Origin of the sequence: Streptomyces sp. NRRL F-5755 (genome assembly GCF_001279365.1) — a bacterium.
In the GTDB taxonomy this organism is placed as follows: domain Bacteria; phylum Actinomycetota; class Actinomycetes; order Streptomycetales; family Streptomycetaceae; genus Streptomyces; species Streptomyces rimosus.
The window spans coordinates 1-21,759 of sequence record NZ_LGCW01000023.1; the positions used below are offsets into that span (position 1 = coordinate 1).

General features: G+C 72.0%; 19 protein-coding genes. 6 read left to right on the top strand and 13 right to left on the bottom strand.

Going from position 1 to position 21,759, the window contains the following annotated elements; genetic code table 11:
• Positions 1-698: MerR family transcriptional regulator (locus ADK86_RS45155; RefSeq protein WP_053695378.1), on the bottom strand; the 698-nt coding region annotated here is incomplete at its 3' end.
• 140 nt (positions 699-838) lie between these two features.
• Here ADK86_RS45155 and ADK86_RS04400 point away from each other — a divergent pair.
• Complete coding sequence (locus tag ADK86_RS04400; protein WP_053695379.1) at positions 839-1,987, top strand: MerR family transcriptional regulator; 1,149 nt, start codon at positions 839-841, stop codon at positions 1,985-1,987.
• Here ADK86_RS04400 and ADK86_RS04405 read toward each other — a convergent pair.
• The 3 genes from ADK86_RS04405 to ADK86_RS04415 form a co-directional block, all read right to left on the bottom strand.
• A complete protein-coding gene (locus ADK86_RS04405) occupies positions 1,971-3,176 on the bottom strand; it encodes an NAD(P)/FAD-dependent oxidoreductase (RefSeq protein WP_053695380.1) in 1,206 nt (401 codons plus the stop codon). The two genes, ADK86_RS04400 and ADK86_RS04405, sit on opposite strands and share 17 nt — an antisense overlap.
• A gap of 50 nt (positions 3,177-3,226) precedes the next feature.
• Positions 3,227-4,039 carry a sulfite exporter TauE/SafE family protein gene (locus ADK86_RS04410; RefSeq protein ID WP_234345701.1) on the bottom strand — a complete coding sequence of 271 codons (813 nt, stop codon included), beginning with the start codon at positions 4,037-4,039 and terminating at the stop codon, positions 3,227-3,229.
• Between the two features lie 160 nt (positions 4,040-4,199).
• Positions 4,200-4,985: a GntR family transcriptional regulator gene (locus ADK86_RS04415; protein WP_053695382.1), complete on the bottom strand. Its 786-nt coding sequence runs from the start codon at positions 4,983-4,985 to the stop codon at positions 4,200-4,202.
• Positions 4,986-5,312: 327 nt separating this feature from the next.
• On the opposite strand from ADK86_RS04415, the gene ADK86_RS04420 reads away from it, so the two are divergent.
• Positions 5,313-6,758 (top strand): MBL fold metallo-hydrolase, encoded by a 1,446-nt coding sequence (locus ADK86_RS04420; protein ID WP_053695383.1) that lies wholly within the window; start codon positions 5,313-5,315, stop codon positions 6,756-6,758.
• On the opposite strand, the gene ADK86_RS04425 is transcribed toward ADK86_RS04420, so the two are convergent.
• Positions 6,667-8,085 carry an MFS transporter gene (locus ADK86_RS04425; RefSeq protein ID WP_234345702.1) on the bottom strand — a complete coding sequence of 473 codons (1,419 nt, stop codon included), beginning with the start codon at positions 8,083-8,085 and terminating at the stop codon, positions 6,667-6,669. The genes ADK86_RS04420 and ADK86_RS04425 overlap by 92 nt on opposite strands.
• A gap of 412 nt (positions 8,086-8,497) precedes the next feature.
• Between ADK86_RS04425 and ADK86_RS04430 the strand changes: the two genes are divergently transcribed.
• Positions 8,498-9,025 carry an AMP-binding protein gene (locus ADK86_RS04430; RefSeq protein ID WP_234345703.1) on the top strand — a complete coding sequence of 176 codons (528 nt, stop codon included), beginning with the start codon at positions 8,498-8,500 and terminating at the stop codon, positions 9,023-9,025.
• 327 nt (positions 9,026-9,352) lie between these two features.
• Here ADK86_RS04430 and ADK86_RS04435 read toward each other — a convergent pair whose 3' ends face one another.
• Both ADK86_RS04435 and ADK86_RS04440 read right to left on the bottom strand, forming a co-directional pair.
• On the bottom strand, positions 9,353-9,799 hold the full coding sequence (locus ADK86_RS04435; RefSeq protein WP_053695385.1) for a MarR family winged helix-turn-helix transcriptional regulator: 447 nt from the start codon (positions 9,797-9,799) through the stop codon (positions 9,353-9,355).
• A gap of 77 nt (positions 9,800-9,876) precedes the next feature.
• On the bottom strand, positions 9,877-10,587 hold the full coding sequence (locus tag ADK86_RS04440) for a DJ-1/PfpI family protein (RefSeq protein ID WP_053695386.1): 711 nt from the start codon (positions 10,585-10,587) through the stop codon (positions 9,877-9,879).
• 154 nt (positions 10,588-10,741) lie between these two features.
• Between ADK86_RS04440 and ADK86_RS04445 the strand changes: the two genes are divergently transcribed.
• A complete protein-coding gene (locus ADK86_RS04445; RefSeq protein WP_053695387.1) occupies positions 10,742-10,966 on the top strand; it encodes a hypothetical protein in 225 nt (74 codons plus the stop codon).
• Positions 10,967-11,009: 43 nt separating this feature from the next.
• On the opposite strand, the gene mscL is transcribed toward ADK86_RS04445, so the two are convergent.
• From mscL to ADK86_RS04470, 5 genes are all read right to left on the bottom strand, one after another.
• On the bottom strand, positions 11,010-11,516 hold the full coding sequence (gene mscL, locus ADK86_RS04450) for a large conductance mechanosensitive channel protein MscL (protein ID WP_053695388.1): 507 nt from the start codon (positions 11,514-11,516) through the stop codon (positions 11,010-11,012).
• 768 nt (positions 11,517-12,284) lie between these two features.
• On the bottom strand, positions 12,285-13,112 hold the full coding sequence (locus ADK86_RS04455; RefSeq protein ID WP_053695389.1) for an S-methyl-5'-thioadenosine phosphorylase: 828 nt from the start codon (positions 13,110-13,112) through the stop codon (positions 12,285-12,287).
• A gap of 163 nt (positions 13,113-13,275) precedes the next feature.
• Positions 13,276-13,611: an FmdB family zinc ribbon protein gene (locus ADK86_RS40480; protein WP_078951795.1), complete on the bottom strand. Its 336-nt coding sequence runs from the start codon at positions 13,609-13,611 to the stop codon at positions 13,276-13,278.
• Positions 13,612-13,680: 69 nt separating this feature from the next.
• Complete coding sequence (locus ADK86_RS04465; protein WP_053695399.1) at positions 13,681-14,901, bottom strand: MFS transporter; 1,221 nt, start codon at positions 14,899-14,901, stop codon at positions 13,681-13,683.
• 393 nt (positions 14,902-15,294) lie between these two features.
• Positions 15,295-16,866 (bottom strand): potassium/proton antiporter, encoded by a 1,572-nt coding sequence (locus ADK86_RS04470; protein WP_053695391.1) that lies wholly within the window; start codon positions 16,864-16,866, stop codon positions 15,295-15,297.
• A gap of 274 nt (positions 16,867-17,140) precedes the next feature.
• Here ADK86_RS04470 and ADK86_RS04475 point away from each other — a divergent pair, with 274 nt between their 5' ends.
• Positions 17,141-20,008: a penicillin acylase family protein gene (locus ADK86_RS04475; RefSeq protein ID WP_053695392.1), complete on the top strand. Its 2,868-nt coding sequence runs from the start codon at positions 17,141-17,143 to the stop codon at positions 20,006-20,008.
• A gap of 170 nt (positions 20,009-20,178) precedes the next feature.
• On the opposite strand, the gene ADK86_RS04480 is transcribed toward ADK86_RS04475, so the two are convergent.
• Positions 20,179-20,772, bottom strand: coding sequence for a 5-formyltetrahydrofolate cyclo-ligase (locus tag ADK86_RS04480; protein WP_053695393.1), 594 nt, complete (start codon positions 20,770-20,772; stop codon positions 20,179-20,181).
• Between the two features lie 80 nt (positions 20,773-20,852).
• On the opposite strand from ADK86_RS04480, the gene galU reads away from it, so the two are divergent.
• Entirely contained in the window at positions 20,853-21,755 is a 903-nt protein-coding gene (galU, locus tag ADK86_RS04485) for a UTP--glucose-1-phosphate uridylyltransferase GalU (protein ID WP_053695400.1), read from the top strand.
• The last annotated feature ends 4 nt before the right edge of the window (positions 21,756-21,759 follow it).

Below are 21,759 nucleotides of genomic sequence, written 5' to 3' on the forward strand. Positions count from 1 at the left end.
CCCCACCCCCCCATCTCCTCCGGCTCCGCCCGCCACGCCGCCCGCACCCCGGCGGACACGCCCGTGTCCCCGCCGCTGAACAGCACACCCAGCTCGTCCATCCGGGCCGCCAGCCGCCGCACCCGCCGGTCCGTGGGCGGGACTCCCGCCTCGCGCAGCCGGGCCGCCCGGCGGTACAGCTCCGGCCACTCCACCTCCAGCAGGTAGTGCGCCGCCGGGCCCAGCGCCGCGCCGCGTGCGGCCAGGACCTGGAGCTGGTCCGCGTCCAGGTGGCGGCGCAGGGCCCGGTCCGCCGTCGGGCCGGTGCGGCCGAGCGCCTTCAGCGCCGCCAGCAGGTCGCGCGTCTCCGGTGCCGTACCCGCCGACAGCGACTCCTCCAGCCGCCGCAGCCGTCCGCGCAGCGCTTCCAGGGCGGACAGGGACTCCTCGACGCCCGCCAGGTGGTCCCGCACCAGCCGCAGCGGATCGATCCCCGAGTCCAGGCAGGTCGCGATGGTCTCCAGCCCCAGACCGAGACCGCGCAGAGCGAGCACCTGATAGAGGCGGGCCGCGTCGTCCTCGGTGTACTCGCGGTGGCCGCCGGGGGTGCGGCGGGACGGGCTGAGCAGCCCGATGGTGTCCCAGTGGTGCAGGGTCCGGACGGTCAGCCCGCTCGCCTCGGCGAGCTGACCGACCTTCCAGGTGGTGGCAGTGGTCATGCCTTTTACTGTGCAACCTCACGTCGCGTCGGGTTCAAGTCCGCCGTCCTGCAAGGCGCGGCAGGGCGCTTGACCTTGCCCTTGGGGGAAGGCCCAGGCTCGGGGCAGCGGGGGGCTTCCCCGTACGAGGAGGGTGGACGGTGGATCGGGAACCGGGTGGGGAACTGCTGGGCATCGGGGCGTTCGCCAGGGCCTCGGGGCTCTCGCCGAAGGCGTTGCGGCTGTACGACGAGCTGGGGCTGCTGCCGCCCGCGCAGGTCGATCCCGTCAACGGGTACCGGCGTTACCGCGTCGCCCAGTTGGAGCGGGCCCGGCTGGTCGCCTGGCTGCGGCAGCTCGGTATGCCGCTGGCCCGTATCCGGGACGTGTGCGGGCTGCCGCCGGGGCCGGCCGCCGACGCGGTGGCGGCGTACTGGGCGCGGACCGAGGCCGACACCGCCGCCCGCCGCGAGCTGGCCGCCTTCCTCGTCAGCCAGCTGAGCGGGAAGGACACGGCCATGGAGACGGACATGGGACGGACACCGGCAGGGGAGCCGCGGGCGCGGCGCCGGCTGGAGATCCGTTACGCGGCGCTGTCGGACACCGGGCTGGTACGGGAGAGCAACCAGGACACGGCGTACGCGGGGGAGCGGCTGCTCGCCGTGGCCGACGGGTTCGGCGGGGCCGGGGCCTCCGCCGGGGCCGCGGCCGTCGAGGCCCTGCGCGGCCTGGAGAACTTCGACGGCGGGGCGCTGCGGCCCGGCGACCTCCTCAACACGCTGGCGGACGCGGCTCGGGAGGCGAACCGGTCGGTGGGGGAGGCGGTGGCGGCCGAGGGGGAGACGGGGGCCTGTCCCGCCGGCACGACGCTGACCGCCCTGCTCTGGACCGGCTCCCACCTGGCCCTCGTCCACGTGGGCGACTCGCGTGCGTACCTGCTGCGCGACGGCGGGCTGTTCCAGATCACGCACGACCACACCCACGTACGGTCGCTTGTCGAGGAGGGGCGGCTGACTCCTGAGGAGGCCGAGTCGCACCCGCAACGGGCGCTCCTTGCACGGGCCCTGGGCAGCGGTGCCGACTGGGAGCCGGAGGTGGGGCTGCGCGAAGCGCGCCCCGGCGACCGCTATCTGCTGTGCTCCGACGGCCTGTCCGCGGTGGTGCCCTCCGACGCCGTACAGGACGCCCTGGCCGGGGCACCGGACCCCGGCCAGGCCGTACGGGACCTGGTGGCGCTGGCCCATCAGGCCGGTGCGCCGGACAACGTGAGCTGTGTGGTGGCGGACGTGTCGCTCAGGCCAGGCCCTTGAGCATCCCCTTGAAGTACAGCTGCGGCAGCCCGTACCGCTTCAGGAACCACATGTCCGTCCGCTCCTTCGTCGTGTCGATGAAGGGGATGGACGGCGCAGGCTCCAGGTCGTAGTCGAACTCGGCCAGCAGCATCTTGTGGCGGGCGGTGACCAGCGGGCAGGAGGTGTAGCCGTCGTAGCGGGCGGTGGCGGGCCGCCCGCGCAGCCCGGCACGCAGATTGGCGGCGACGACCGGGGCCTGCTTGCGGATCGCGGCGCCCGTCTTGGACGTCGGCAGGTTGGCCACGTCGCCGATCGCGTACACCTCGGGGAAGTCCGGGTTCTGGAGCGTCGCCCGGTCCGCCTTGGCGTAACCGAAGGGCGAGGCCGGGTCGGCGAGCGGGCTGTCCGCCACCCACTGCGGCGCGCGCTGCGGCGGTACGGCGTGCAGCAGGTCGTAGTGGATCGTCTCCTTCTCGCCGGTCGCGTTGTCGACGATCTCCGCCTCCCGCGCGGCGCCGTCCACCTGCGTCAGCTCCGACTGGAGGCGCACCTCGATGCCGTAGCGCCGTGCCGTCTCCTCCAGCGCCCGGTTGAAGACCGGCACCTTGAACATGGCGGGCTCGGGCAGCACCAGGATCGTACGGATACGGCCCAGCACCCCGCGCTTGCGCCAGTAATCGGCGGCGAGATACGCGATCTTCTGCGGCGCGCCGCCGCACTTCACCGGCCCGGACGGCATCGTGAACAACGCCGTACCGCGCTTGGTCCGCCGGATGAAGTCCCAGGTCAGCGGCGCCAGATCGGGCCGGTAATTGCTGGAGACACCGCCGTGGCCGAGGGCCTGCGCCAGGCCCGGTATGCCGTCCCAGTCCAGGCTGAGCCCGGGGGCGAGCACCAGCCGGTCGTACGAGACCGTCCGCCCCGACGCGGTGCCGACCGTCCGCGCGGCCGGGTCGACCGAGGCGGCGGACTCGCGCAGCCAGCGCACCCCGGGCGGCATGACCTCCGCCTCCGTGCGCAGCGCGGCCCGCAGCGGCGCCTGGCCGCCGCCGACCAGCGTCCACAGCGGCTGGTACCAGTGCGTCTCGGAGGGCTCCAGCACCGCGATGTCGCGCAGTCCGGCGCGGCGCAGGCGGGCGGCGACGGTGATGCCCGCGGTACCGCCGCCGATGATGACGACCTGGTGGTGCGACGAGGCGGGGGTCATGGGGTGATTCCTCCTGGGGTCGGAGTGGGGATCGGGGTGTGTCCGGGGGCTCATAAGCGGGGGATGCTGGTGACGGCCATCGATATGGCGAGCACGGTGACCAGCGACGCGAACGCCGTGGACAGGGCCTGTGGCCGTACCCGTGCGGCCAGCCGGTTGCCCAGCCAGCTGCCGAGCGCGGCGCAGGCGGCGAAGGAGGCCAGCAGCGGCCAGTCCAGACCGCCCGCACCGGCCCGGGTGCCGAAGGCCGTCACCGAGTTGACGAGGATGACGAGGAGGGACGTACCGACGGCGACCGGCATCTCCAGGCCGAGGACGAGCGTCAGCGCCGGTACGACGACGAACCCGCCGCCGACACCGAAGAAGCCGGTCAGCAGGCCGACGGCGGTGGCGGTCGCGCCGATGCGCAGGGCCGAGGTGAGGCGGGCGGCGGGGGTCGGGGGTGCGGCCGGGGCGCGTCGGGGGGCCTGCCGCGGCGCGTCCCGTCCGGCCGGGCGCGCCTTCTCCCGCTCGCGCCAGGTCCGTACGAGCATCGCGGCCGCCACCGCGAGCATCAGCCCGGCGAACGCCGTCATCAGGACCGTCGGGGCCAGCGCCGCGCTCCAGCGCGAGCCCAGGAACGTACCGGCGGTGCCCAGCCCGCCGAAGGCCGCGCCCGCCGCCCAGCGGACCCGTCCCGCGCGGGCGTGACAGGCCAGGCCGGAGGCCGCGCCGATACCGACCACGACGAGCGCGCCCGCCGTGGCCTCGTGCGGTGACTGGTGCAGGAGGTAGACCAGCGCCGGTACGGCGAGGATCGACCCGCCGCCACCGAGCGCGCCCAGCAGCAGCCCGATGACCAGCCCGCAGGGCAGTGCCGTCACGGCTAGCAACGGCCTGGCGCCTGACGGGGCGTCGGGGAGGTCGTCCGGGGAGGCAGCGCCGGGGTGGCCGTGTGGGGCGGCAGCGACGGGACGGCCGCGCAGGGCGGCTGCGCCGGCGCCATCGGGCCCGGTGCCGGTGGTCGCGGCTCGCGCCCCGTCCTCATGACGGACACGACGCCCGGGGCGCGAGTTCGACCGCCCGGCTGTCGCTGGTCCACTCGGCGACGAAGGCGAACCGGTCGCCGCGTACGACGGTCTCGCGCCACTCCACCGGCCGCTCCCCGGACCGGCCCACCCGCTCGATCGCGAACGCGGGCTCGCGGTCGGCCAGCCCCAGCAGCCACGCCTGCCGGATGTCCGGCAGGAAGGGGTGGATGCGCTCGCGGCCGCCGGTGACCTTCACCCCGCAGCGCTGCTGCAGCTCCCCGTACAGCGAGGTGTGCCGGAAGTCGGCGTCGAGCAGCGGCTCGGCCACCTCGGCGGGCAGATACGTGGTGTCGTGGGCCAGCGGCTCGCCGTCCGCCAGCCGCAGCCGCTCCAGGACGATCAGCGGCGCGTCCGGCACGAGACCGAGCTGATCGGCGATCGGCCCGTCCGCCGTCCGCTCCAGCCGCAGCACCTCGCTGCGCTGCTCCACGCCCTGGCCCTCCAGCTCGCGGAAGAGGCTGTAGAGCGAACCGAGCGGCTGCTGTATGCGCCGGGTGTTCAGACGGCTGGCCCGCCCCCGCTCGGCGATCACCAGCCCGTCCGCGCGCAGCTTGCGCAGCGCCTCGCGGACGGTGTGCCGGCTGACCTCGTACTCCCCGGTCAGCCGGTGCTCGGCCGGGAACTCCTCGGTGAACTCGCCCGCTTCCATGCGGCGCCGCAGGTCTTCGGAGAGCTGGGCCCACAGGGGAAGCGGTGAGCGCCGGTCCAGGGGACGCGGGCCCGGGGGATGTGCGGTCATGAAGTCGCCTCCGAGCGGGTACGGGCTGTACGGGCGGGCCGTACGGACGGGCGGTACGCGGACGGGTCCCGCGTACGGAGCCCTCGTACGGTACGGGCGGGGCCGGACTGCACCGGCGCGGCGCCTCCCGGGCCTTGCGTTGTTCTTCGTGCTTCCTCGTCGTCCACTGCCGGGTCGGCTCGGATCTTCGCCCGGCTCGTGCCCGGCCGGTGCCGAACTTGTCGGCAGTGGCTTGGACTGCCTAATGTACGTACATCCGTGCATCCGCACAACAACCCCCCGCGGGGTCCGCGGTTCGGCGGGCCCGCAGGACCACGGAGGTCGACCGTGCACTTCGCGCAGTACTACCTCGACTGCCTCTCCCAGGCGTCGTACCTGATCGGCGACGAGACCACCGGACGCGCGGTCCTCGTCGACCCACGCCGCGACATCGACGACTACCTGCGCGACGCGGAAGCGGCCGGACTGCGCATCGAGCTGATCATCGAGACCCACTTCCACGCCGACTTCCTCTCCGGACACCTGGAACTGGCCCGCGCCACCGGCGCCACCATCGCCTTCGGGGAGGCCGCGGAGACGGGCTATCCGATACGGCGGCTGCGGGACGGGGAGCGGATATTCCTGGGGGTGGACGCGGCGGCCGATGGGGCTGATGGGGCTAACGGGGCTGGCGGGGTTGCTGCGGCCGGTGAGGCCGGTGCAGCCGCGCCCTCCGGCGTCACGCTCACCGTCCTGGCCACTCCCGGCCACACCCCGGAGTCCATCTGCGTCGTCGTCCACGAACAGCCGGACGCGCCCGAGCCGTACGGCGTACTGACCGGCGACACCCTCTTCGTCGGCGACGTGGGCCGCCCCGACCTGCTCGCCGCGACCGGCCTGACGCCGGAGGAGATGGCGGGACGGCTCCACCGCTCCCTGCACGACAAGCTGCTCACCCTCCCCGACGCCACCCGCGTCTTCCCGGCGCACGGCGCGGGCTCGGCCTGCGGGCGCAACCTCTCCACCGAAACCACCTCCACCATCGGCGAACAGCGCCGCTACAACTACGCGCTCCAGCCCATGCCGGAGGCCGAGTTCGTCCGCCTGGTCACCGCCGGGCAGCCCGCCACCCCCGGCTACTTCGCGCACGACGCGGCCCTCAACCGCGACGGCCACCCCCTCCTGGACACCGCGCCGCCGGCCGTCCTCACCCTCGACGCGGCGCTGGCCGCCTGCCGCGACGCGGGTGCCGTCCTCCTGGACAGCCGCCCCCTCGCCGCGTACACGGAGGCGCACTTCACCGGCTCGCTGCACACCAGCCTGGACACCCGGTTCGCCGAGTACGCGGGCAGCGTGGTGGCGCCCGGCATGCCGATCGTCCTCATCAGCGACCCGGGTACGGAGTCCGAGGCGCGCCTGCGCCTGGCCCGCATCGGGTACGACCACGTCCTCGGCCATGTCCCGGACCCGGCCGCCGAACTCGCCCGCCGCCCCGACCTGGTGACGCGTACCCACCGCCTGGCCGCCGGCGAAGCGCCGTCCGCCGACGCCCAGCTGATCGACGTCCGCAACCCGTCCGAGTACGCGGCCGGTGCCCTCCCCAACGCCGTCAACCTCCCCCTCGCCACCCTCCCCACCAGCTGCGCGACCCTGGACCCTGACCGCCCGGTCGTCCTCTACTGCCGCAGCGGCAGCCGCTCGGTCATTGCCGCGGCCCTGCTGGAGGCCCGGGGGTTCCGGGATGTACGGGACATCGTTGGGGGGTACGAGGGGGCTGTTTCGGCTTGCGGGTGAGGGGGGCTGCCCTGCGGGCGAGCAGCGCGAGGCATGCTGTCGCGCACCCGGCCGCGGCTCCGAACAGGGCGGCGCCCGGGGTGGTTCCCGCGGGGGCCAGGCCCAGCCCGGCCGTCACGGTGATCGCGCACTTGGTCAGCCCGGATGCCTCGCCGGCGCGGTCCGGGGGGACGACGGCCTGGGTGGCGGTCAGCACCAGGGCGCCCGCCACACCGAGGGCTGCGGCGGCCAGGGTGGCGACGGGGAGAAGTACGAGCGAGGGGCCGCCACCCACCGTCGGTACCGGAACCGGCGCCGTGCCGAACGGTGCCGGTCCCAGCGCCGCCAGCGCTCCCAACGCCGCGCCCGCGAGGCCGAGACAGGCGGCCATCGTCCGCTCGGCGGCGTGGAGCGGCACCCGTCCGGCGACCGGCCCGGCCGCGGCCATCGCCACCGCCGGTACGAGGAAGGCGGTCCCCGCACCCAGTACGGACATCCCCAGCGTCTCCTGAAGCATCAGCGGGACCACGAACAGCAGTACCACGGTCGCCGCGTTGGCCACGGCACCGGCCGAAGTGAGAGCTACGTACGGCCCGTTACGGAACAGCGCGAGGTCGATCAACGGCGCGCGCGAGCGGCGCTCGGTCCGTACGAACAACGCCCCGAGCACCAGTGCGCCCGCAGCCCAAGCACCGGCGTGCCACCACGTCCCCGCGCTCTCCATGGCCACCGCCATACAGGCGGGCACCCCGGTCCCCAGGACCAGCGCGCCCCAGCCCCGCCGGTCCATACCCTCCCTCCGGCCTTCCCGGGCACTCCTCCCGTCCCCAGACCTCGGCGCCCGCCGGGCGCACAGCATCGCCGCACCGCACAGCGGCACATCGACCCAGAAGACGGCCCGCCAGGACAGAGCATCGGCCAGCGCCCCGCCCACGAAGGGGCCGCAGGCCGTGGCCAGACCGGCCAGCCCCAGGGCGTACCCGGTCGCGACGCGCGCCCGCTCCGGCGGGAAGGAACGTGTCAGCAGAGCCAGCCCCACCGGCATGACCAACGCACCGCCCGCCCCCTGCACCACACGGGCCACCACCAGAAACGGCAACGACGGCGTCAGCGCGCACGCCGCCGACGCACCCCCGAAGAGCGCCAGCCCCAGTACCAGCAGCCGCCGCCTCCCGAACACATCGGCCAGCCGCCCGGCGGCGGGCATCAACGCTCCGGCCGCCAGCAGATACGCACTGATCACCCACGGGCCCGCGGCCGCCGAGGCGTGCAGGTCCCGGCGGATCACCGGCAGCGCCATGTTCAGCGCAAAGGCGTCCAGCTGCACACAGAACCCACCGATCGCCACGGCCACCACAGCCCACAACCCACGACGTCGCTCACCACGTCGCTCACCACGTCGCTCGCCACTTCGCTCGCTCATCCGGCACACCGGCCCATCTCTCGCGTACGGAAGGAGAAGGTGGGGGTGGGGATTGGGTGTGCCGGAGACGGGGCAAGGACGTACGGGGCATAGATGATCGCGAGAGTGCTCACGAGCACTCGCGAGCCATACGTCCTCGACGAGGTCTTACGGACCCGTCGCCTATGCGGTCTTACGGGCCCGTCGCCCAAGGGCACGAGAAGCGACGCCGTCCTGGGGCGCCGCGAGAGCGGTTCGCACATCGTGCGCCGCGCGAGCCGTCCGTACGGTACGGCCGGCCGATGCCGTACAGCGGACGTTCAGCGATCGTTGATCCTTGATCTTCATGCTGGTCCGCATGTTGCGCAGTGTGACCTCCGAGCATGCAGAAGCGACCCGGGTACCGCAAGAGCCCCCGGCGTCCCCGTCCCCGATAGCCCTCACCTGGCACGGCGAGCCGGGACGTCACGAGGAGCTGACCCACACCATGCTCATGGGCCAGGCCAAACGGGCCGCGGCGGCGCTGGCCCGGCTCGGGGTGCGGGCCGGCGACCCGGTGGCGGTCCACCTGCCGCTGGTACCGGAGTCCGTGATCGTCACACTCGCCTGCGGCCGCCTCGACGCCGTGCGCACGACACTGCCGGTCTACCTGACCGTGCCGGAACTCGCCGCCCGCACCCGGGAGTCCGGCGCCAAGGTGATCATCACGGCGGACGCCGCGTTCTGGGACGGGGCGGTGCGACCGGTCAAGCCCGTACTGGACCGCGCCCTGCGGCACAACTGCTCGCAGGTACGGTCCGTACTGGTCGTGAACCGCACCAGCCGCCCGGTCTCCTGGACCGCGGGCCGCGACCACTGGTGGCACGAGGCACTGGCCGGCCGCTGAGGGGGGACGGGCGTGGGGCTTTGTGGGGGCTGCGGGCTCTGTGGGATCTGCGGACTCTGTGCGAGCGGGGTCCGGCTGTTGGAGGGGTTCGGCGTTCGCCGAGCCCCGGATGTGCGCTGTGCCAGGTCCCTGCTGTCTGTGTCAGGGCCGCGCCTGCTGGCTTCGCGACGTGCCTGCCGTCCAGTTGTGTCTGCTACGCCTCCGTGCCTACTGCCCCTCCGTGCCTACGGCTCCTCCGCGGCTGCCGTCCCACCGAGCCAGCTATGAGCCAACTCTGAGCCTGCATTGCCGCGGCTGTGTGCGGCCCGCTCGCCGCATCCCGTCCCTTCAGCCCCGCCTCGCGGTCTCCGCCGGGCCCGGCGCGGCCCGGCGGAGAACGGCGCTCAGTACTTTTTCCTCCTCGGCGCCCAGCCTCTCGGCGAACGCGCGGTCCCGCAGAGCGATCACGCGCCGCGCCTCGTTCAGGAGCTGTTCGCCGGCCTCGGTCAGCTCCAGGTTCGCGCGTCGCCCCTGGCCGGAGAGGTTGCTGCGCACCGCGCCCTGCTCCTGCAGCATCAGGATGGTGGCGCGCATGCTCTGGGTCGTGATTCCGGCGCGCCGGGCCAGGTCGCTGTAGGACAGCTCGGGGTTACTGGCGATGTGGCCGAGCGCCCCCAACTGACGCAGCGACAGGCCGATAGCGGAGAGATCCGACTCCAGCTCGCGTTGCAGCTGCCGCCCGGCGGCGATCATCAACATCACTGTCGACGAGGGCATCTCGGGCGCTGTGCTCACTGCGGCTCTCCTTGACGGCGTGCGCGACGGCCGGAATCGTCCACCCAGTTTCGCAGGCGGCGGCCGTATGCGTACGGTCAGGCCGATTCGGTACGTATGCCGAGCCGCCGGGCCGCCCGCCCGGCCACCTTCCCGAAGTCGGCGCTCATGGGAGCGTTCGCGGCGAGAAGCTCGTTGGTCAGCTCGGGCCCGGCGAGTTCCGGGGTGCCCACGCCGAACAGGGGCCGCGGCGCGTACTCCATCATGAGCTCGGACCTGCGCGCGGCATCGTCGCCGAAGAACACCTGGATCAGCCGCAGCCCGACCTCGAAACTGCCGGTCGCCGGGCCGGAGGTGATCCGGTTGCGGTCCTCCACGACATTGCCGCGCTCCGGTATCGCCCCGAAGGCCGCGAGGTGCTCGTGCACCTGGAAGTTGGTCGTCGCGCGGTAGCCGCGCAGCAGCCCCGCCGCCCCCATCAGCAGCGACCCCGCGCACACGCCCGCTATCCAGCCCGCCCGGCTTCCCCGGTCGGCGAGGAAGGCGAGGACTTCCTCGTCCTCGAAGACCTCCGCCGGCACGGCTCCCGCGAACAGCACATCGAGGTCCGCGGGGCAGTCCTCGAACGTGGTCGTCGCCCGGGTGGGGAAGTGCGGCATGCCGGTGATCTCGTCGCGGTTCTTCCAGACGAGGTGCAGGTTTACGTCCGGCAGCAGGCCCATGGCCGTGTGGAAGCCGATGATGTCGACCGGCATGTAGCCGGGGCAGACGAGGATGGCGATCTCAAGCTTGCGACGCTCGGATGTCATGACAGACCCCTTCTCGACGAAACTTGCAGGCAAGCTAACAGCCTGGCTGTAAGTTCCTCGTGAGGGCAGGCGGGATCCGGCCGATGCGGCCCAGCACCTGGCCGACCGGCTCGGCGAGCCGGTCGGGCCGGTCGGGCGGCCGTACCCTGGAGGGGTGAGTACCACCCCTGAATCCCAGCCCGAGGCCGATGCGGAGCAGGCCGCGCAGTCCGCGCGCCCGGCGCGGGCCGAGGCCCTGGCGGCGTTGATCTTTGATGATCCGCTGAGCCGGCCGTCGTCGGACGACACCGACCGTGGCTGGGGCGAGCGTCCTGGCGGCAACGACAGCGCTGCCGACCTGGCGCGCTTTCTCGACGAAAAGCCGCCCCACCACCTCTGACCGAGGCGCCGGGGCGGCTTCGCCGTGCTGGGCGCGGAGCCCCTTACTGCTGCGTCTTCTGTGTGACCACCGAGCCCGCGCCGGCATTGGGCGACCCGTTCGCCGAGCCGTTGCGCTGGGCGATGAGCGCGTCGCGGATCTCCGTCAGCAGCTCGACCTCGGTCGGGGCGGGCGGGGTGTTGTCCGCCGGCTTCTTGGCGTCCTGGCGTGCCTTCCACTTGTTCATCGGCAGGATCATGAGGAAGTACACGACCGCGGCGGTGATCAGGAAGGTCAGGACGGCGCTGAGGACCGAACCCCACAGGATGTAGATGCCGTCGGTGTAGTCGCCCGTCTTGGCGTCCGTGTGGCAGGTGGTCAGGCACGCCTTGTAGTGGTCCAGGTTCTGCGAGCCCAGGGCGCCGACGATCGGGTTGATGACGCCCTTGACCACGGTGTTCACGATGTTCGTGAATGCGGCTCCGACGACGACCGCCACAGCGAGCTCGATCACGTTGCCGCGCATCAGGAATTCCTTGAATCCCGCGAACACGCCCGTCTTCTGGCTCACCTGAAAGCCTCTTTCCACACTCACTACGACCTGTGCAACGAACAGCACCGCAACCTACGGCAGGGCAGGGCGCGGCTGTCCAATCCCATGACCTGAACCGGTGAGCGGACAGAGCGTCCGTACGGATCGGCGCCGCGTTGTTCCGGTCGGCCGGGGAAGAGCCTTCCCACCGGCACGCCAAACGCACCCCGCCACTTTCGCCAGTGTGGCGCGCATATCGGGCAAAGACCACTCGATCTTTCCCCGGCGCGGTCCGAGGGGCGGTCGGATTCCTCATGACCGCTCCTCCTCGGGGTGCGCGCCCGGTGCCGCTCCCGGCGTCGGCGCGGCGCAGGCGCCCGCAACCCCCGAGGCGCGTCCTTCGCCGCTCTGGTGGGCCGTTGCGGCCAGGGCAGCGGCCGTCATCGCCAGCCCCGCCGTCAGGGTCCGCCGTCGCCGTCGCACCGCGCGGCGCAGTCGATGGCGTCCGCCGCGGGCCCGTACGGGAGCGAAGTGGGCAACCTCACAGGGCGGGGGAAGGGGGAGCGGAGGGGTGGGGACGAGGGGCGGGGGGTGGGTGGGGAAGGGGTGGAGGGGGAAGGGCTGGGACACGGGGACCACCGCCTGCGGTGCCGGAATCGGTGCGGACGAGCCCCACCGTGCCGGACTTCGCCGAAGCCCGCTCGGCCCTGTGGACGGCCGAACCCGTTACCCGCGGGTTGTGGAAAAACCGCTCACTCGTCCGAGTGCCCAGGCCCAGCCCCAGGCATGATCGCGTCCGTCCCGACCTCAGCCTCGACCCGCCTCAGCACCCTCATGCGCGTCCCCGCAACCGCAACCCCGCCCCGTCGACGCAGGCAGCGCGCCCACCGCGTCGAACAGCACCTCGCGCAGCCGGCCGACGTTCCGGCCGAAGACCTCCAGTACCTCCGCGTGCGAGACGCCCTGGCCCGTCTCCGTACCCGCGTCCAGGTCCGTGACCAGCGTCAATGACGTGTAGCAGAGGCCCAGCTCACGGGCCAGGACCGCTTCCGGGTGGCCGGTCATGCCGACCACCGACCAGCCCTGCGCCGCGTGCCACCGGGACTCCGCGCGGGTCGAGAAGCGCGGCCCCTCGACGACCACGAGGGTGCCGCCGTCCACCGGCTCCCACGCGCGTCCCCGGGCCGCGGTGATCACCGCCTCCCGCCCGGCCGGGCAGTACGGGTCGGCGAACGGCACGTGCACCACGTCCGGCACGCTGCCGTCCGGCAGTGGCGTCCCGTCGAAGTACGTCTGTTCCCTGGCCTTCGTACGGTCCACGAGCTGGTCCGGTACGAGCAGCGTTCCCGGCCCGTACTCCGCGCGCAGCCCGCCGACCGCGCATGGGCCGAGCACCTGCCGTACGCCGACCGACCGCAGCGCCCACAGGTTGGCGCGGTAGTTGATGCGGTGCGGCGGCAGGTGGTGCCGGCGGCCGTGCCGGGGCAGGAAGGCGACCGTGCGGCCGGCCACCTCGCCGAGGAAGAGCGAGTCGCTCGGGGCGCCGTAGGGAGTGTCGACCGTGATCTCGGCCACGTCGTCGAGGAAGGAGTAGAAGCCGGACCCGCCTATGACACCGATCTCCGCGTCAGCCATGCGGCCACAGTAATCGGGGGAGGGGACGGCGAGGAGAGGGCCTGGAAGGCGGCCCCAGGTGCCCCGAGCGGCCCAGGTACCCCAGGTGCGCCGAAAGCCCCGCCATCCATGAGGTCATGGACGGCGGGGCTTCCGCGAAGAGTTGCCGGGCGCGAGGCGCCGCTCAGGCAGCCGACGTGCTGGGCGTCGAGCTGGAGCCCGAGGAGCTCGAAGAGCCGCTGGACGCCTTCGACTCGCTGCCCGAGGACGACGAGGAACCCGAGGACGACGAGGAGCTCGCCGAGGACGAGGAGGACGACGCGGGGCTGCTGCTGGACGACGAGCCGCGGCTGTCGTTCCGGTAGAACCCGGAGCCCTTGAACACGATGCCGACCGCGGAGAACACCTTCTTCAGACGTCCCTGGCAGGCGGGGCACTCGGTGAGCGCGTCGTCGGTGAACTTCTGCACCGCCTCAAGGCCCTCGCCGCACGCGGTGCACTGATACTGGTAGGTCGGCACTGTGACTTCCTCCTGGCACTCTCACTCGATGAGTGCTAACGACGCTCCATAGTGCAGTATTCCGGCCCGTCAGTCCACTGTTGCCGGGGTTCGGTGACCGACCCCACGTCCGACGACCCGGGTTTCGGAGCGCGGCACCAGGTGTCCCCGGAACACCGCCAGCACCACCAGCGCCAGTCCCGTACCGCACAGCGGCACCAGGAATCCGGCATGCGGACCGAAGTGGTCCGCCATCAGGCCGGCGACCGTGGACGCCGCCGCCTGGCCGAGGCCGACCGCGCCGGTCAGCCACGTGAACGCCTCGGTACGGGCCGCGGCGGGGACCAGCGAGTCGATCAGGGTGTAGCCGGTGATCAGCGCGGGCGCGATGCACAGGCCCACCAGGAGGCCCACCACACCCATCAGCGGCGCCACGGCCACCGCCCACAGCGGGGTGGTCATCAGCACCAGCAGCGCGTACGCGACCAGCAGGCGGCGCCGGGGGCCGACCTTCCAGGCGATCGCGCCGCAGACGATGCCGGCGAGCATGTTGCCCGCCGCGAAGACGCCGTACAGCAGGCCGTTGATGCCGGGCTGCCCGATGTCCTCGGTGAAGGCCGTGAGGGAGACCTGCATGCCGCCGAAGACCGTGCCGATGCCGAAGAGGGCCGCGATCAGGACCCGCAGGCCCGGCACCGACAGTGCGGAGACGCGCTTGGCGGAGCTGTCGGCGGACCGGTGGACCGGCGGCTGGCTGCGCCGCTGCGCCGCGAAGAGCAGGCCGCCGCCCAGCGTCAGGGCACCCTCGGCGATCAGGCCGGCCGCCGGGTGGATGCCGGTGCACAGCGCGGTCGCCAGCACCGAGCCGATCACGAAGGTGAACTCGTCGGTGACCGACTCGAACGCGGTGGACGTCGGCATCAGAGGAGTGCCGGTCAGCTTGGCCGCCCACCGGGAGCGCACCATCGGGCCGATCTGCGGCGTCGAGGCGCCGGTCGGTACGGCGATGACCAGCAGCGCCCACAGGGGGGCGTGCGAGAGCGCCAGCGTGATCAGCGCGGTGACCGCCGCTGCGTGCACCAGTACGCCGGGCACGAGCACCGCGCGCTGCCCGAAGCGGTCCGCCAGCTTGCCGCTCTGCGGCGCGAACAGCGCCATCGAGACGCCGGTCACCGCGGAGACGACACCGGCGGTGCCGTACGAGCCGGTGGTGTGCTGGACGAGGAGCAGGATGCTGAACGTCAGCATCGCGAAGGGCTGGCGGGCCAGGAAGCCCGGCAGCAGGAACGCCCACGCGCCGGGGGTGCGCAGCAGCTGCCCGTAACCGGGACGGGCTCCCTTGACCGGAGTCTGCTGGGCAGGGGCGGTCGTGTCCTGGGCGGTTTCGCCCGGGGTCCCCTTGCCCGCGTTGTCCTTGACCGCGGATGCCACGGCCGAGCCTTTCTGCCGCCTGGTAGCGCGCTGCCCGAGAGGTTGTCACGGGGTGCGCGCCGAGAGCTGTCCTCTCGCGCTGGACCGAGTGATACCGCGTGGTCCGCACCTGGGAGGTGGCTGCGTGTGGCAGGGGACCGCGGCCGCCGAGCGGTCGCGCCAGCTCTGCGTCAGGCAGAGTTGGTTCCTTTGATTGCCATGTCATAGTACAGGCCGATACGCGGAAAGCCCTGGTACCGACCAGGGCTTCCCATCGTTTTTCCGCCGTCTCGCTCACCGTGCCGGTGTATGCGGCGGCCGCCCTCCGGTCCTGCCGTCCGGATGCTTGCCGGGCTTGCCGGCCTTCCCCCGCGGCCGTTCGCCGGATTGGTCGCCCGGCCGTACTCCCGGCTTCTTGACGGGCCGCCGCCCGCCGGGCGTGCCCGGCGCCAGCCAGCCGGCCAGCTTGCCGTGCCGGGAGACCGCCCGGAGCCGGTTCTCGACCGCGTCCCGCACCGGGTCCGTGGCCACGACCAGGAGGTCGTCGCCGCGCCGCAGCACGGTCGTCGGCGACGGTACGAAGCTGGTCCCGTCCCGTACGACGAGGGTGACCGCGGCGCCCGGCGGCAGCCGCAGCTCGCTGATCTCCACGCCGTGCATCCGCGACTTCGGGGCGATCGTGGTGGACAGCAGATGGCCGCGCAGCCGCTCCAGCGGCGCCGACTCGATCCCCAGGTCGGCGGCCTCCTCGTCGTCCCCCAGGCGCAGCTTCCTGGCCAGCCAGGGCAGCGTCGGCCCCTGGATGATCGTGTAGACGACGACCAGGATGAAGACGATGTTGAAGACCCGGTCGCTGCCGGGCACGCCGCCCACCATGGGGATGGTGGCCAGCACGATCGGCACGGCACCGCGCAGTCCGGCCCAGGAGAGCAGGGCCTTCTCGCGCCAGGGCACCTTGAAGGGGAGCAGCCCCAGGAACACCGAGGTGGGCCGGGCCACGATCGTCAGGATCAGGCCGATGACCAGGGCCGGTACGGCGTCGTCGTACAGCGTGTGCGGCGTGACCAGCAGGCCGAGCAGTACGAACATGCCGATCTGGCCGATCCAGCCGAGTCCTTCGGCGAAGCCGCGGGTGGCGGCCGAGTGCGGCAGTTTCGCGTTGCCGAGGACCAGCGCGGCCAGGTAGACCGCGAGGAACCCGGAGCCGTGCGCCAGCGCGCCGGCCGCGTAGGCGGAGACGGCGATGGCCATCACCGCGATCGGGTAGAGGCCGGAGGCGGGCAGCGCCACGTGCCGCATGCCGTACGCGCCCAGCCAGCCGACGGCCAGGCCGATGGCTGCGCCGATCGCCAGCTCCAGCGCGATCTCGCCGATCAGGACGTACCAGTGGTCCACCGGCCCGGCGGTGGAGAAGGCCACGACGAGGATCACGACGGGGGCGTCGTTGAAGCCGGACTCGGCCTCCAGGACACCGGTCAGCCGGGCGGGCAGCGGCACGTTGCGCAGTACGGAGAAGACCGCCGCCGCGTCCGTGGAGGACACCACGGCGCCGATGAGCAGCGCCTGACGCCAGTCCAGGCCGACGAGGTAGTGGGCCCCGGCCGCGGTGACCCCCACGCTCACCGCGACGCCGAACGTCGACAGCACCGCGGCCCTGGGCAGCGCCGGTCTGATCTCTTTCCACTTCGTGCCGAGGCCGCCCTCGGCCAGGATCACCACCAGCGCGGTGTAGCCCAGTATCTGGGTCAGTTCGGCGTTGTCGAAGACGACGCCGCCGAAACCGTCCTGCCCTATGGCGATGCCTATGCCCAGATAGATGAGCAGGCTGGGCAGCCCGCTCCGGGAGGAGACGCGGACCGCGGCCACCGCGACGAGCAGGACGAGGGCGCAGATCAGCAGGAGTTCGTTGAGGTGGTCGACAGTCAGGAGCTGGTCCTTCCTCGTGGCGGGCCGGATCGGGCACGGGGGTCGGGCACAGGGTGGAGCGGTCGGTCTTTCCTTACTGTATCTAGTTACTGAGGCTAACAATTTACCATTGCTTGAATCTTGGAGGTGCCGTCGGCTACACCGCGTAGGGCTCCGCGGACCCGTGCGCCTATGGTTGCTCCAGCACTCCCACCCTGCCCCTCGAAGGACAGAGATGCCCGCCAACAAGTCCGCCCCCGCCCCTGACAAGGCTGCGAAGAAACCCAAGAAGAAGGGGCGGCGCGGCCGCCTCGTCGCGATCACGGTCGTGCTTCTGCTCGTGGCGGGCATCGGCTACGGCGCGTACTGGGGCGTCAGCACCGTCCGCGCCTCGTACCCGCAGACCACCGGTTCACTGAAGCTGGCCGGTCTGAGCGCCCCCGTCGACGTCTCGCGCGACGCCAACGGCATCCCGCAGATCTACGCCGACACCGACGAGGACCTCTTCCGCGCCCAGGGCTTCGTACAGGCCCAGGACCGCTTCTGGGAGATGGACGTACGCCGCCACATGACGGCCGGCCGCCTCTCCGAGATGTTCGGCCAGAGCCAGGTCGACACCGACGCCTTCCTGCGGACGCTCGGCTGGCACGACGTCGCCCAGCGGGAGTTCGACACCAAGCTCTCCCCGCAGACGAAGAAGTACCTCCAGGCGTACGCCGACGGCGTCAACGCCTACCTCAAGGACCACGAGGGCTCGGCGCTCTCCCTGGAGTACGCGGCGCTCGGCTTCCAGAACGACTACAAGCCCGGCAAGTGGACCCCGGTCGACTCGGTGGCCTGGCTCAAGGCCATGGCCTGGGACCTGCGCGGCAACATGCAGGAGGAGATCGACCGCGCCCTGCTCACCAGCCGCTTCAGCCAGACCCAGATCGACCAGCTGTACCCGAAGTACCCGGCCAAGCGGAACAAGCCGATCGTCGAGGGCGGCGCGGTCAACCCGGCCACCAAGGAGTTCGACGCCAAGGCCACCCCGAGCGGCAACTCGCAGTCGCCGAACAGCTCCGGTACGAACACCGGTAACGGCACCGGTACGGGTAACGGTGCCGGTTCGGGTAATGGCGCGGGTAACAGCAGCGGTACAGGTACGGGTACGGGCACCAACCCCGGCACCGGAACCAACTCCGCCTCCGCCGCCACCCAGGGCCTGAAGTCCCAGCTCTCCTCCGTCTCCAAGTCCCTGGAGAAGATCCCGGCGCTGCTCGGCCCCAACGGCAACGGCATCGGGTCCAACTCCTGGGTCGTCTCCGGGGCGCACACCACCACCGGCAAGCCGCTGCTGGCCAACGACCCGCACCTGGCCCCCCAGATGCCGTCGCTCTGGTACCAGATGGGCCTGCACTGCCGCACCACCAGCGCCAAGTGCAACTACGACGTGGCCGGCTACACCTTCTCCGGCATGCCCGGCGTGGTCATCGGCCACAACCAGGACATCTCCTGGGGCATGACCAACCTCGGCGCCGATGTCACCGACCTGTACCTGGAGAAGATCAACGCCAACGGGTACCTGTACAAGGACAAGCTGGAGCCCTTCAAGACCCGCAAGGAGACCATCAAGGTCGCCGGCGGCGCGAGCCGTGAGATCACGGTCCGCTCCACCAACAACGGCCCGCTGATCTCCGACCGCGACGACGAGATGACCCGGGTCGGCAAGCAGGCCCCGGTCGGCAACGCGGCGCCGGACCGCGGCGACGGCTACGGCGTCTCGCTGCGCTGGACCGCCCTGGACCCGGGCCGCTCCATGGACGCGGTCTTCGAGCTGAACCGGGCCAGGAACTGGACGGACTTCCGCAAGGCCGCCTCGCACTTCGAGGTGCCGTCGCAGAACCTGATCTACGCCGACACCAAGGGCAACATCGGCTACCAGGCGCCGGGCCGCATCCCGGTGCGCGGCAAGGGCTACGACGGCACACTGCCCGCCCCCGGCTGGGACCCGAAGGCCCAGTGGACCGGCGACGTGCCCCAGTCGGCGCTGCCCAACGAGTACAACCCGGCGCGCGGCTACATCGTCACCGCCAACCAGGCCGTCATCGACCCGGACAAGTACCCGTACCTGCTGACCAAGGACTGGGGCTACGGCGCCCGCAGCCAGCGGATCAACGACCTCATCCAGTCGAAGATCAAGGACGGCGGCAAGGTCTCCACCGACGACATGCAGACCATGCAGAAGGACAACAGCAGCGAGATCGCCAAGCTGCTGACGCCCTACCTGCTGAAGATCGACGTCAACGACGCGTACGTCCGCGAGGCGCAGAAGCTGCTGGAGGGCTGGGACTACACCCAGGAGCCCGACTCGGCGGCGGCCGCGTACTTCAACGCGGTCTGGCGCAACACCCTCAAGCTGGCCTTCGGCAACAAGATGCCCAAGGAGCTGCGGGTCAAGGGCCAGTGCCTCAACGTCCGCGCGGCCAACGACACCGGCCCGGTCGACGACCAGGACAAGCTGGTGCGCGAGTGCGGCGAGCGGGACCCGGACCAGGCGCAGCCGGACGGCGGCGACCGCTGGTTCGAGGTCGTGCGGTCCATCCTGGAGGACCCGAAGAACGACTGGTGGAAGACCGAGTCCCGGCCCGGCCGCGTCCTCGACGCCAACCGCGACCAGCTCCTCCGGCACGCCATGAAGGACGCGCGCTACGAGCTGACCAGCAAGCTCGGCAAGAATGTCGACAACTGGAGCTGGGGCCGCCTGCACCAGATGACCCTGAAGAACCAGACCCTGGGCACCAGCGGCCCGGGCCTGCTCCAGGGCCTGTTCAACCGCGGCCCCTGGAACATGGGCGGCGGCGAGGCGGCCGTCGACGCCACCGGCTGGAACGCGGCCGGCGGCTACGGCGTCACCTGGGTCCCGTCCATGCGGATGGTCGTCAACCTGGCCGACTTGGACAAGTCGCGCTGGATCAACCTGACCGGCGCCTCCGGCCACGCGTACAACGCGCACTACTACGACCAGACGGACAAGTGGGCCAAGGGCGAACTGCTCCCGTGGGCCTTCTCCCAGCAGGCGGTGAAGGCGGCGGCCAAGGACACGCTCACGCTGTCGCCGTGACGGACCCCGCGATGGGGTGCTGACCTCGTAGGCCGGGCGGGCCCGAAGATCTTCGGGCCCGCCCGGTGGTTTTTACGGGGGTGGTACGCGGAGGGGGGAGAAGCACGTGAGGGGGAGACGCGCGCTGGGTACGTACGTTCCTGTACCGGCCGTACCGTCCGGACCGCCCCCTACCCGCCGAACCGGTGCACACCCCCCGGCGTCACCGCCGCGTCCACCGGCCGGTCGTGCTCCTCCACCGGTACCTCCGGCAGCACCTCCGTGTCGTACAGCAGCACCACCCGTGCGGGCTGTACCCGCGCCTTCTCCAGGCGCTCCAGTACCCGGTCGTACGAACCGCCGCCTCGCCCCAGCCGCAGCCCGCGCCGGTCCACCGCCAGGCCCGGCAGCAGCACCGCGTCGGCCTCGGTGACGCCCTGCGGGCCCAGCCGGGGCCCGGCGGGCTCCAGCAGCCCGCGTCCGGCGCGTACGAGGCCGTCGGCGCCCTCGTACGGGGCCCAGTCCAGGTCGTTGTCCGGCATCAGTACGGGCAGCAGCACCCGCGTCCCGGCGGCGCGCAGCTGGTCCAACAGCGCGCGCGTGGACGGCTCGCGCCCCACCGACACGTACGCGGCGACCGTCCGCGCCCGCGCCAACTCCGGCAGCGCCAGCGCGCGGCGCGCCAGTACCGCCCCCGTCGCCCGGACTTCATCCGGCGGCAACTGCGCCCTCACGTCCAGGAGGGCGCGCCGCAACCCGTACTTCGTACCGTCGTAACCGCCCATGATGCGCCGCCGCTCCCGCTCCTGTGACCCGTTCTCAGGACCCCATCTTCCGGCGCAAAGCGCCGGTTATCGTGATCCGCATGACTCCATCGCGTACTCGGATCACCAAGGCTGTCATTCCGGCAGCCGGTCTCGGGACCCGCTTCCTCCCGGCGACCAAGGCCACGCCCAAGGAGATGCTGCCGGTCGTCGACAAACCCGCCATCCAGTACGTCGTGGAAGAGGCCGCCACCGCCGGGCTCAGCGATGTCCTGATGGTCACCGGACGCAACAAGCGTCCCCTTGAGGACCACTTCGACCGCAACTACGAGCTCGAAGAGGCGCTGGACCGCAAGGGCGACGAGTCCCGGCTCGCCCGGGTCCAGGAGTCCAGCGACCTGGCGACCATGCACTACGTCCGCCAGGGCGACCCCAAGGGCCTGGGGCACGCCGTGCTGTGCGCCGCCCCGCACGTCGGCGACCAGCCCTTCGCGGTGCTGCTCGGCGACGACCTGATCGACCCGCGCGACCCGCTGCTCCAGCGCATGATCGAGGTGCGGGAGCGGCACGGCGGCTCCGTCATCGCCCTCATGGAGGTCGACCCCGCGCAGATCCACCTCTACGGATGCGCGGCCGCCGCCCCCGACGGCGACGACGACGTGGTGCTCGTCTCCGACCTGGTCGAAAAGCCCGATCCGGCGGACGCGCCCAGCAATCTCGCCATCATCGGCCGGTACGTCCTCGACCCGGCCGTCTTCGAGGTGCTGCGCACCACCGAGCCGGGCCGCGGCGGCGAGATCCAGCTGACCGACGCCCTCCAGGCACTCGCCGCCGATCCGGAGCTGGGCGGCCCCGTGCACGGCGTGGTCTTCAAGGGGCGCCGCTATGACACCGGCGACCGTGGCGACTACCTCCGTGCCATTGTCAGACTGGCATGCGAACGTGAGGACCTGGGCCCGGAGTTCCGGGACTGGCTGCGCAGCTTCGTCAGCGAGGAGATGTGACACC